This is a genomic window from Bacteroides sp. MSSM.1001136sp1_RTP21357st2_D2_RTP21359_211015 (assembly GCF_040913205.1).
Taxonomy (GTDB): domain Bacteria; phylum Bacteroidota; class Bacteroidia; order Bacteroidales; family Bacteroidaceae; genus Bacteroides; species Bacteroides ovatus.
Genome location: NZ_JBDFVF010000016.1, coordinates 126,645 through 138,351, shown reverse-complemented (window position 1 = coordinate 138,351; position 11,707 = coordinate 126,645). Strand labels below are relative to the sequence as shown.

At 44.1% G+C, this 11,707-nt stretch carries 8 protein-coding genes; 4 read left to right on the top strand and 4 right to left on the bottom strand.

Annotated features, from left to right (window positions below):
- Nucleotides 1-255: 255 nt before the first annotated feature.
- Both AB5217_RS12225 and AB5217_RS12220 read right to left on the bottom strand, forming a co-directional pair.
- The gene (locus AB5217_RS12225) at nt 256-813 is read right to left on the bottom strand and encodes a YdeI/OmpD-associated family protein (RefSeq protein ID WP_004297886.1); all 558 of its coding nucleotides are present in this window, start codon (nt 811-813) and stop codon (nt 256-258) included.
- A gap of 106 nt (nt 814-919) precedes the next feature.
- The gene (locus AB5217_RS12220; protein ID WP_004297887.1) at nt 920-2,539 is read right to left on the bottom strand and encodes an ABC-F family ATP-binding cassette domain-containing protein; all 1,620 of its coding nucleotides are present in this window, start codon (nt 2,537-2,539) and stop codon (nt 920-922) included.
- Between the two features lie 265 nt (nt 2,540-2,804).
- Between AB5217_RS12220 and AB5217_RS12215 the strand changes: the two genes are divergently transcribed.
- From AB5217_RS12215 to AB5217_RS12200, 4 genes are all read left to right on the top strand, one after another.
- Entirely contained in the window at nt 2,805-3,386 is a 582-nt protein-coding gene (locus tag AB5217_RS12215) for a nucleotide exchange factor GrpE (protein WP_004297892.1), read from the top strand.
- A gap of 39 nt (nt 3,387-3,425) precedes the next feature.
- Nucleotides 3,426-4,610, top strand: a complete 1,185-nt coding sequence (gene dnaJ / locus AB5217_RS12210) for a molecular chaperone DnaJ (RefSeq protein WP_004307195.1) — start codon at nt 3,426-3,428, stop codon at nt 4,608-4,610.
- Between the two features lie 163 nt (nt 4,611-4,773).
- A complete protein-coding gene (locus AB5217_RS12205; RefSeq protein ID WP_032845937.1) occupies nt 4,774-5,799 on the top strand; it encodes a YbjQ family protein in 1,026 nt (341 codons plus the stop codon).
- A 33-nt stretch (nt 5,800-5,832) separates the two neighbouring features.
- Nucleotides 5,833-6,972 carry a DNA alkylation repair protein gene (locus AB5217_RS12200; RefSeq protein ID WP_032845935.1) on the top strand — a complete coding sequence of 380 codons (1,140 nt, stop codon included), beginning with the start codon at nt 5,833-5,835 and terminating at the stop codon, nt 6,970-6,972.
- A 168-nt stretch (nt 6,973-7,140) separates the two neighbouring features.
- On the opposite strand, the gene AB5217_RS12195 is transcribed toward AB5217_RS12200, so the two are convergent.
- On the bottom strand, nt 7,141-8,859 hold the full coding sequence (locus AB5217_RS12195; protein ID WP_004308802.1) for a RagB/SusD family nutrient uptake outer membrane protein: 1,719 nt from the start codon (nt 8,857-8,859) through the stop codon (nt 7,141-7,143).
- A gap of 11 nt (nt 8,860-8,870) precedes the next feature.
- Nucleotides 8,871-11,615, bottom strand: coding sequence for a SusC/RagA family TonB-linked outer membrane protein (locus AB5217_RS12190; protein WP_008775980.1), 2,745 nt, complete (start codon nt 11,613-11,615; stop codon nt 8,871-8,873).
- Between the last annotated feature and the right edge of the window lie 92 nt (nt 11,616-11,707).

The following is an 11,707-nucleotide window of genomic DNA, read 5'->3' as shown; positions in this document are numbered from 1 at the left end:
GAAAAGGCTAATGACTAAAAAGGGATCATTAGCCTTTTTATTTTAATACACTATATAGAATCGCGGAGACGCTTACGGTAAAAAGACGGTGTAAGAGCGCCCCTTCACCCGTAAACACACTATTTATCAGGAATCTGGAAGAAAGGTGAAGGGCAGAAAAATAACTACGTTCGAGAAAGAGAATTGAATATCAATTATGCGCATAATGCTTCTGTCCTGTTATTGCAATCAAAGTTACAATTACAGACATAGGGATTAGTAGTATTTTTCAATTCCCCCAAATCCTTTTATCATTTTATTTTCCTTCGTTTTATTGATGAAGTTGTTCAATCGCTTTTCAAATTCTTCGGGCCGTTTTCTGGCAGCTTCAATGTATGCAATTCGGATACGTCTATACGCATCGGAAAATTGTTGGTAATTCTCCCATACTGTTTTATCCTCTTTCAGTTTTCCGATAATATCATTCGGGAAGACAAAAGGGGCTGACAATACTTTTCGTATATTATCTTCCCTATCAGGGTGAATCATATTATGTTCCAGCAACCATTTCAGTCTCTCTTTGTTGGCTTGCGAGTAGGAACTTTTAGGGTTTCTGGGTGTGAAATGCTGGATTTTATGTTCTTTGTCGAGCGCCTTTATGGTGCTGTCGATCCATCCGAAGCAAAGGGCTTCCTCGACAGCGTCGTTGTATGTAACACTTTTTTCGCCCGAAGATTTGGAGGGGAATACAAACCAAACGTCATTGGCGTTTTCAAAGTTGTCTGCCAGCCATTTTCGCCAATCTTCTCTGTTTTCAAAATATTTTATTTCCATAGTGCTAAAAAGAACAGCAACCCATTGTTGAGAATAGGTTGCTGTTAAATTGGTTATTCATCAGACTTCATGTATGGGAGTCAGGGGCTTTTATTCGTCCGGTCACTTATTTGTCTCCGTACATCTTCGCCCGCAATTCCTTAATATGGTCGGAAGTGATATATTCGTCATATTCCATCATCTTGTCGATGATACCGTTCGGTGTCAGTTCGATGATGCGGTTGGCAACGGTCTGAATAAATTCGTGGTCATGAGACGAGAAGAGGATATTTCCTTTGTACGTCTTCAGGTTGTTGTTGAATGCCTGGATAGATTCCAAGTCCAGATGGTTGGTCGGAGTGTCCAGAATGAGGCAGTTGGCATTGCGCAGCTGCATACGGGCAATCATACAACGCATCTTCTCACCTCCGGAGAGTACGCTTACTTTCTTCAATACCTCTTCGCCGGAGAAAAGCATACGGCCGAGGAAGCCTTTCATATATACCTCGTTGCCTTCTCCAAACTGGCTCAACCAGTCTACCAGGTTCAGGTCGGAATTGAAGAAATCAGTGTTATCCAGCGGCAGGTAAGCAGTGGTGATGGTTACCCCCCAGTTGAAAGTACCTGCATCGGGTTTCATGTTTCCGTTGATAATTTCGAAGAAAGCAGTCATCGCGCGCGGATTGCGTGACAGGAATACCACCTTGTCACCTTTCTCTACGTTGAAGTTCACGTCGTTGAAGAGCACCACGCCTTCTTCCGTCTTCTTGCTCAATCCGGAAACTTCCAGAATCTGGTTGCCCGGCTCGCGTTCGGGAGTGAAGATGATGCCCGGATACTTACGTGAAGAAGGTTTGATTTCTTCTACGTTCAGTTTCTCCAACATCTTCTTACGGCTCGTTGTCTGCTTGCTCTTCGCTACGTTCGCGCTGAAACGGCGGATAAACTCTTCGAGTTCTTTCTTCTTCTCTTCAGCCTTCGCCTTCTGGTTCTGTTGCTGACGGAGAGCCAATTGGCTGGATTCGTACCAGAAACTATAGTTACCGGCAAACATATTGATTTTTCCGTAGTCGATGTCTACGGTGTGTGTACATACAGAGTCGAGGAAGTGACGGTCGTGGCTTACCACCAATACGGTATGCTCGAAGTTGGCAAGATATTCTTCCAACCAGGTCACTGTTTCCATATCCAAGTCATTGGTAGGCTCATCGAGCAAGAGGTTGTCCGGATTTCCGTACAATGCCTGCGCCAGCATGACACGCACTTTTTCCTTACCACTCAATTCACCCATCAATACGTAATGCTTATCTTCTTTCACGCCCAGTCCGCTCAACAGCATGGCTGCGTCGCTTTCCGCATTCCATCCGTCCAACTCGGCAAATTTTTCTTCCAATTCGGATACTTTCAGTCCGTCTTCGTCTGTGAAATCTTCTTTTGCATACAATTCTTCGCGCTGCTTCATGATGTCCCACAACACGGTATGTCCCATCATGACGGTATCCATGACAGTATATGAGTCCCACTTGAAGTGGTCCTGACTCAACACCGAGAGACGTTCGCCCGGTCCGAGCGCAATCGTACCTGTTGTCGGGTCCAAATCTCCGTAAATCGTACGAAGAAACGTAGATTTTCCCGCACCGTTCGCACCGATAATACCATAACAATTACCACTCGTAAACTTCAGGTTTACGTCATTAAATAACACTCTTTTACCAAACTGAACCGATACGTTCGAAACTGTAATCATCTTATTATTTACTATTTTACTAGTTACTATTTACTATTTGAGCGTGCAAAGGTAGACATTTAAAATGAATTATGAGCTATCTGATATGTGCCAATCTGACATAAAAGTGTTACCTTTGCTGCGTTTTTTGGCAAAACGGCCAACTTGGCAAAGTTTTTGCAGACGAAATCTGTGACATCCGGTCAGTCCGGTATGTTTATAAGCGGTATCTTGCATAGATAACGTGTGTTTCTAAATAGTAAATAATAAAATAGTAAATACCAAGATGGATCCGAAAGAAAAAAAAGTGAAGGAAGAGGAACTGAATGTGGAGGAAACTCACAATCCTGCGGAAGACCAACCGCAAAACGAACAAGCAGAGGGAACCGCTCCGCTGACTCATGAAGAGGAGTTGGAAAAGGAACTGGAAAAGGCTCAAGAAGCGCTTGAAGAGCAAAAGGATAAATATCTGCGCCTGTCTGCCGAGTTCGACAATTATCGTAAACGCACTTTAAAGGAGAAGGCCGAACTGATCCTGAATGGTGGCGAAAAGAGTCTTGGCAGTATTCTTCCGGTAGTGGACGATTTCGAACGTGCCATCAAGACGATGGAAACGGCAACGGATGTCAATGCCGTAAAAGAAGGGGTGGAACTGATTTACAATAAATTTATGGCTGTTCTGGCTCAAAATGGTGTGAAAGTCATCGAGACGAAAGACCAACCGCTGGATACTGATTTCCATGAAGCCATCGCGGTAATCCCCGCACCGTCGGAAGCACAGAAAGGTAAGATTCTGGATTGTGTGCAGACGGGGTATACACTGAACGACAAAGTGTTGCGCCACGCCAAAGTGGTAGTAGGGGAATAAGGATTCGCAACCCATAAAACTCATAATTTTTAAAGAAGCATGGCAGAAAAAAGAGACTATTACGAAATATTGGAGGTGACGAAGACAGCCACAGTAGAGGAGATTAAGAAAGCGTACCGTAAGAAAGCAATCCAGTATCACCCTGACAAGAATCCGGGGGATAAGGAGGCGGAAGAGAAATTTAAGGAGGCGGCCGAGGCTTATGACGTGTTGAGTAACCCGGAAAAGCGTTCGCGTTACGATCAGTTCGGTCATGCGGGAGTGAGCGGTGCGGCAGGCAATGGCGGTCCGTTCGGTGGTTTCGGTGGCGAGGGGATGTCGATGGATGACATTTTCTCTATGTTTGGCGACATCTTCGGTGGCCGCGGCGGCGGTTTCGGGGGAGGCTTCGGAGGGTTTAGCGGATTTGGCGGTGGCGGTTCACAGCAACGCCGGTATCGCGGCAGTGACCTTCGTGTGAAAGTGAAGCTGACGTTGAAGGAGATCTCTACCGGAGTAGAAAAGAAATTTAAACTCAAAAAATATGTGCCGTGTGACCAGTGTCATGGCACGGGTGCCGAAGGTGACGGCGGTTCGGAGACTTGTCCTACTTGTAAGGGTAGCGGCTCCGTGATCCGTAACCAGCAGACTATTCTGGGCACTATGCAGACTCGCGTCACTTGTTCTACTTGTGGCGGTGAGGGTAAGATTATCAAGAACAAATGTAAGAAGTGTGGTGGCGACGGAATCATTTACGGTGAAGAAGTGGTGTCGGTGAAAATCCCTGCCGGAGTGGCAGAGGGTATGCAGCTTTCTATGGGTGGCAAAGGAAATGCCGGCAAACACAATGGTGTGGCAGGCGACTTGCTGATTCTCGTAGAGGAAGAACCGCATCAGGACTTGATTCGCGACGAGAATGATTTGATTTATAATCTGTTGCTTAGTTTCCCGACTGCTGCTCTGGGCGGAGCTGTGGAAATTCCGACTATCGACGGCAAAGTGAAAGTAAAGATTGATTCGGGTACTCAACCGGGTAAGGTGCTTCGTTTGCGCGGCAAGGGATTGCCGAATGTGAACGGGTACGGAACGGGGGATTTACTCGTCAACATCAGTATCTATGTGCCGGAAGCGCTCAATAAAGAGGAAAAGAGCACGCTCGAAAAGATGGAGGCTTCGGACAACTTCAAACCTAACACGTCGGTGAAGGAGAAGATTTTCAAGAAGTTCAAGAGTTTCTTCGATTAATTTTTTGCTATAATATATAAGGTATAAGTGAGCTGCAATCTTTTTTGTGGCTCACTTCTGTTTTTAGGGCTTGTCCTTTTAAAAAAAAAGACATATATTTGTGTAGCAAACAAATGGACGTAAAGCGACATAAAATAAAGACTAACACTTTAAAATTCATATTATGAGAAACGAATTTATCATGTCCACGACTAACACAATAGAGGGTTGTCCTATAAAAAAATATATAGATACCATCTGTTCCAATATCGTGATAGGTACCAATATATTCTCCGATTTTGCTGCATCATTCACTGACTTTTTTGGTGGACGTTCTGACTCGTATAGAAGAAAATTGGAAATTATATACGGCGAAGCATCAAAGGCATTGAAACAAAAAGCATTAAACTTGGGTGCAAATGCGATTGTTGGTTTCAGAGTCGATTTTGATGAAATTTCCGGTAAGGATAAATCAATGTTTATGGTTTCTGTTTCCGGAACGGCCTGTATCATTGAAATGAATAATAAAGAATTATCTGAAGAGGAGATCATTCGTACATCCATCAGTCAATCTGATTTGCAAAAGGAAATAGACAGGCGGTATATTATTTCTCAAATAAAAGATGCGGTACCTTTGACTTCCGAATGGGTAGAGTTTTTACTGGAATATCCGCAAACAGAGATAATAGAAAGTCTTATAAAAAGATATATCTCCATAGATCTCGATTATTATGCGGAAGAGGCGGCTAACATCAAACAGGTTTTATCTGCCACTCCTCCTGATTTCGTCATTCCCGTTATCTATCAGCATATTGAACACAAAAAGATAAGAATTCTAATAAAGGAGTGCTGTCTTTTTGATGGTGAGTCTATATATGAAACAATAGTGAAAGGAAAAATCCACGAAGGGGTGAGATTGTTGTCAGCAACAAAGAATTCTTATGATGCCAAGGATTTAAAATGGATGAAAACAATATTAGAGTGTTTAAACAGCCTGCCGGATACGGGAAAAATAGAAGTTGTAAAAGGCGGTGTGTTTACAAGAGATAATGGCGAGAAGTATATATGCGAAAATGGACATAAAAATCCTGTTGATTCGTCCTTTTGCGAGAAATGTGGAGTTAATATGAAAGGAATGACCGAAGGAGAGGTGAAGCATATTGATTCTTTAAAGGAAAGATATAGTATTATTGAACAATATATCCAATAAGTCGGGGCTCTAACTAAAATATATAAATCAAGTATGGCAGAACCTTTTAAGAATATGTACAACAAGCAATTTTTCGACCTATTTACGAAAGATTTAAAACTTGTTATCGATGATTTTGATGCTCACGGGTTTGTTTCTCAAGTTATGGATGATGAATGGGAAGGCAGGGAACTTAAACAGCGCTGCATACATATCACTACCATTCTGAAAAAGTTTTTGCCGGCAGATTACAAAGAGGCAATCGCTAAGATTCTTGAGTTGTTGGATCATGTAAAAAGTACGCGGCCTGATTTTTCGGTAATAGATGATACGAAGTTTGGATTGATGCTGGAGTATGGGGCGATTCTGGATAATTATGTCGAGCAATATGGGTTGGATGATTATGAAACGTCTGTCAAGGCGATAGAGAAAATCACACAGTTCACAAGTTGCGAATTTGTGACTCATCCTTTTATAATAAAATATCCAGATAAAATGATGAAGCAGATGTTGGTTTGGTCGAAACATGAGCATTGGGGAGTAAGGCGGCTTTCGTCAGAAGGTTGCCGTCCGCGTTTGCCTTGGGCGATGGCTTTGCCGAATCTGAAGAAAGACCCGACACCTATTATTCCTATTTTAGAGAATCTTAAAAATGATCCGGCAAGATTTGTACGGTTGAGCGTTGCCAATAATTTGAATGATATTGCGAAAGATAATCCGGAAATTGTCATTGATTTGGCAAAGAAATGGAAGGGGGAATCGAAAGAGGTAGACTGGATTATTAAACACGGTTGCCGGACGCTCTTAAAACAAGGGATTCCAGAGGTGATGGAGTTGTTTGGCTTTGATTCTATCAGAAATAATATTAGTGTGGAGGATTTTCAGATTTCAAGTCCTAAGGTTAAAGTCGGGGATTCGTTGGAGTTTGGTTTTAACTTGTTGAATCATAGCAATAAGACAATCAAAATACGGCTTGAATATGGTATTTATTACCAAAAAGCAAATGGAACGCTGACGAAGAAAGTTCATAAAATCAGCGAAAAAGAATATGCCGGGAATTCTACCACACGAATAACGCGAAAGCACTCTTTCCGTGTGGTTACAACGAGAAAATTCCATCTCGGGCTTCATCAAATTGCTATAATAATCAATGGGAGTGAATTTGAAAAATATGATTTCGATTTGATTGGGTAATTCGATTTAATTGAGTTATTCGACTGGATCGAGTAATAACCACACTACATATAATATGGATTTCTGCATTAGCTATTATCTCTACAAGTGCTGCAACAAATAATATAAATCCTCGATTCTCCGGATGAAAATCGAGGATTTTTTATTTTGATTACTACTATCTTCTTCCTAATACCCCGGATTCTGTTTCAACCTCTCATTCATCACCCGTATTTTCTCCGGTATAGGGAATACAGTTGTATATCCACTTGCCTCATCCGGTAGTTGCGGACGGCTGCTGTAAGCTCTTGTAAACTTCCCGAAGCGGACTAAGTCCTGTCGTCTCCATCCTTCCCAAGCCAGTTCCAGCTGACGTTCGGCAAGGATATTCTCTAAAGTGGCAGTGCGGGGAGAAGCGTTGACACGGCTACGAACTTCATTGAGTTCTTCATCTCCGTTTGCTCCGTTCCGGACTTTCGCTTCACTCTTCATCAACAAAGCGTCTGCATAGCGGAACAATACAATGTCATTCTCCATCAACTTACCGTCTTTTGTGGCAGTCGGGTCGACTTCATACTTTTTCATGCGGGCTCCTGCGGTTTGTTCGTATGGGGTATCTGTTATATCCAGAGATACTTTCCAGGGCAGATATTCCAGTACCGTTCCATTATCCAGTTTGATTATGTTTCCTTTCAGGTCGTGGACAATTCCTGCAAAATAGCAAATATCAAAACGGGGATCTTGTTCCGCGGTTTCATAACCGAAAGCTTCGAGGGCTTCAATGGTGGCGCTGGGACCGTTCTCACCGCTTAGTCCGTAAGCCTTGGCGTGATTATAGTGGCGGGAACGGAAGAGATATTGCATCTGGTTGGTGTACAGAGTTTTGTTCATCGGGATAGTGAAGACATTCTCTACGGACGGTTCGTTGAATATAGAGAAATTCGTTTCGTATTCCGGTTCCAGTTTGTAGCCCATAGTCTTGAGTTGGTCACAATAGTAGATAACTGTTTCCCAGGCATTTAGTTCGCTGCCGTTCACTGTGAACTTTATATTTTTTCCATCCGGGCGTTGTCCGTCCGTCCAATCATTGTCTGTATAAACTTCGGAGTTCAAAGCCAGTTTGGCCAGTAGGAAAGTTACCACGGGGCGAGTGATACGGCCATAGTAAGGGCCGGACTGGTTGCTATGTGCATCGCTCAACAAAGGAGCCGCCTCTTGCAATTCCTTGACAACAAAGTCAAAGACCGTTTTTCGTTCACTTTGCACTACATCTTTCATTGCTACGGAAGAGGATTGAACTAGCGGGATGCGTCCGAACAAATCCATCAGGTAATAATAATACATAGCCCGCATGGCACGTACTTCGGCACGGTATGCCGGCAGTTCCGTAGCGGAATGAGTTTCGGCGAATTTGTCTATCCGTTCCAGTGATTTGTTACTTAACATGACGACTTTATAGAGATATTCCCATGTAGCCTGAATGGCATCATTCTCTATTCCCCAATCGTGCAGGTAAAGTCCTTGCCAAAAACCACCGTCATACCAGTCACCTCCACGGGTGGGGATAATGGCTTCGTCGGAGGTAAAGGTGTTCAGGTCGTAGACTCCCCTACCCGTTCCCTGCAATCCCTGACTATCACTATAACCGCCTACGTATGTATAAAGCGAAGCTACTGCATTGAGATATACTTCCGAGATTGTATTGTAAACGTCATCTTCGGGTAACTTATCTTTCGGATTTTCCTCCAAAAACTTACTACATGAGAATAAACCCAGGCACGTTATAAGAAGGAATACCAGCACTCCCGAAGGACGTAAGATCTTCTTTGAAAACAGTTCCGCTATCCTTGAAAGCAGTTCTTCTTTCTGCAAAAAAAGACTTTTATTTTTCATATATTGTTTCATCATCTCCTCCTCCATTAAAAGTTAATACTCAATCCCAGTGTGTACGTCCGCGCCAACGGATATCCCCGTTTATCATCCACGCCTAAAGTGGAGTTCACTGTTGAACTGTTAATCATGGGTGAAAGTCCCGAATAACCGGAAATGGTTGCCAGGTTGTTGACTGTAAATGCCAGACGCAGGGAGCGGACATATTTCTTCAGTTTCTGCACTTTCTCAATCGGCACATTCCAACCCAGCGTCACATAGTCGAAGTTGACATAATCTCCCTTTTCCAACCAATAGTCGGTGGCGGTTTGATCCTTGATGTTCTGTTTCGGGGCTTTCTTCATTACGTTATAGTCGGGAAATATATTCATGTTCATATAGGTCAGGGAGGTTCCGTTGTAAATTTTATGTCCGAAAGCTCCGTTAACCTGCAAAGACAGGTCGAAACGCTTGTAGCGGAAACTGATGTTGGAGCCAAGAATCGTTTTAGGTACGGCTTGTCCTGCCACGTAGCGGTCTTCACCATCTTCAAGGCTGACACCTCCGCCATTCAGATCGGCGATGCCATAGGTGTATCCGCCGTTTCCGTCGGATTCCAGTCCCGTACTGTGGGGAAGATAGAACACGCCCAACGGTTGACCCACCATCTGATATACGATGTGGTTGTATCCTCCATGAAAGCCGGCTCCGTCGAGGCCAGCAAGACTTTTATATTCGGGAGCAGAAAGCATTTCGCCGTTGTACATACCGCTTAATGAGAGCAGTTTGTTGCGCTGGAAAGTGATATTGGCATTGATATTCAGTTCCATATCCTTGGTCTTCAAGGGGGTGATGCCGATGGCGATTTCCGTACCCCAGTTGCGCATGGAACCGATGTTGGCAAGCAAGGTGTTATAGGTGAAAGGCGGTACGCTTACGTTGTAAAGGTAAAGCATGTCTGTGGTTCGGGAGTTGTAATAGTTGGCGGAAAGCAGCAGGCGGTTGCCGAAAAGAGCTACGTCGATACCGGTATTAAAGGTATGTTTCACTTCCCATTTCAGGTCGGGATTCGTGTTCCGTAAGTCTCCTAAAGATACGACGGCGGAGTTTCCGACGGGGACTACACCGTTCGGCTTTACAAGGTTCAATGTAGTGTATGAGTCAATCCCACTCTGATTACCTGCCAGACCGTAGCCAATACGGAATTTCAGATTATCCACCATCGGCAACTGCTTCATAAATTCTTCTTCACTAATCACCCATGCGGCAGATGCGGAGGGGAAGAATCCCCATTTGTGGTTCGCCCCGAATTTGGAGGAAGCATCTGTACGGGCGTTCAGCGTCAGTACGTAGCGGTCGGCGTATGTATAGTTGAAACGTCCCATGAAGGATGCCAGACGGGGTTGGTCGTAGTAAGAATTAGTGCCTTCCCACAAACGGAGTGCGCCTGCCTGAAGATTATTATACCCGAATTTGTCGGTGCTGAAATTGCTTACTGTTGTATAATATCCCGTGTAGGTTTCTTTTTGAAGTTCGGCAAGTGCCAACACGTCAAAGAAATGTTTTTTCCAGTTTTTCTTATAGGTCAGCATCATGTTGCCCAGCAAGGATTCTCGCTTTTTGGTTCCTTTGTAAGCCTGGCCGTTCGCCCAGACGGAGGTGGGGAGGTATTGCGAATTTTCCACGATATTATAGGTATAGGCACCGAAGAGGTTAAGTTTCAGCCCTTCCAGTAGATTGAAAGTCAGACGGGCATGCGTGCTGATGTGCGAAGTGGCATCATCGTCCTGCACTTCCATCCATGCCAATGGATTGGTGATTTGACTGGCGGTCGTTATTCCATCCCAAGAATTGGTGACGGGGTCTTTATGGTTGGGATAGGTGGGGTTGAATGTGGCTGCCGAATAGAACGTTTTCTGATAATCCACCAGATTATGATTCTTCTGAATGGAACCGAACATTCCCAGCTCGCAGTTCAGGAAGCCGTCGAACATTTTCTGATTCATGTTCATATTCGAAGTGAAGTTTTTCATGTCTTCATTCAGAATCACTCCCTGACGATCCATGAAACCAAGAGAAACGCGATAGCTGGACTCACTGGAACCGCCATAAAAGGCGATGTGATGGTTTTGTTGTAGTCCTGTCTGTTCAATCTCTTTCTGAAAATCGGTGTTATTTCCTTTATCCAGAATGGAAATCCCGCGTTCCGAGGCGACACGGCGGTACTCATCGCCGGACAGCATTTTCAGATTCTTGTAGACGGTGGAAATTCCGAAGCTACCGTTGTAGGCTACCTGTGTTCTGCCGCTCATTCCTTTTTTAGTGGTGACCTCGATCACACCGGAAGCTCCTCGTGAACCGTATTGTGCGGTTTCGGAAGCGTCTTTCAGAATGGTGAAGCTCTCAATATCCGTAGGGTAAATGGAGGTGAGCATACTCAAGTCACCAAATACTCCGTCGACGATTATCAAAGGGTCATTGCCACTGGTCAGTGAGGTAGTTCCCCGCAGGCGTACTGCATCCAAGGCTGCCGGACCATTTGACCCGCGTTGGATAGTCAAGCCCGGCACACGTCCGCGGATTGCTTCCAAAGGGTTCGTTATCTGGTCTTTATTCATCTGTGTCTCCGTAATCTTCTCTACGGAACCGGAGAGGGTTTTCAAACTTCCGGTGGCATATCCAACAGTTATCAATGAGTCTATGGGCGTGACGGGAATCTTCTGCGCCAAGGTGCTCTCGCACGGGATTACCAGAAGAAGAAGGGTGTAGAAAATGAGTCTAGCGTGTTGTACCATATTCTTAGTTTTTAAGGTAATAATACAAATATAACAAAAAAAGAGAGAATCTGGTTGAATAGATTCCCTCTTTTATTCATAAATGATATTGA

Excerpts from the sequence above, each read along its gene's own strand:
- AB5217_RS12225 (WP_004297886.1), bottom strand. The coding sequence starts at position 813 with ATGGAAATAAAATATTTTGAAAACAGAGAAGATTGGCGAAAATGGCTG.
- AB5217_RS12220 (WP_004297887.1), bottom strand. The coding sequence starts at position 2,539 with ATGATTACAGTTTCGAACGTATCGGTTCAGTTTGGTAAAAGAGTGTTA.
- AB5217_RS12215 (WP_004297892.1), top strand. The coding sequence starts at position 2,805 with ATGGATCCGAAAGAAAAAAAAGTGAAGGAAGAGGAACTGAATGTGGAG.
- dnaJ (WP_004307195.1), top strand. The coding sequence starts at position 3,426 with ATGGCAGAAAAAAGAGACTATTACGAAATATTGGAGGTGACGAAGACA.
- AB5217_RS12205 (WP_032845937.1), top strand. The coding sequence starts at position 4,774 with ATGAGAAACGAATTTATCATGTCCACGACTAACACAATAGAGGGTTGT.
- AB5217_RS12200 (WP_032845935.1), top strand. The coding sequence starts at position 5,833 with ATGGCAGAACCTTTTAAGAATATGTACAACAAGCAATTTTTCGACCTA.
- AB5217_RS12195 (WP_004308802.1), bottom strand. The coding sequence starts at position 8,859 with ATGATGAAACAATATATGAAAAATAAAAGTCTTTTTTTGCAGAAAGAA.
- AB5217_RS12190 (WP_008775980.1), bottom strand. The coding sequence starts at position 11,615 with ATGGTACAACACGCTAGACTCATTTTCTACACCCTTCTTCTTCTGGTA.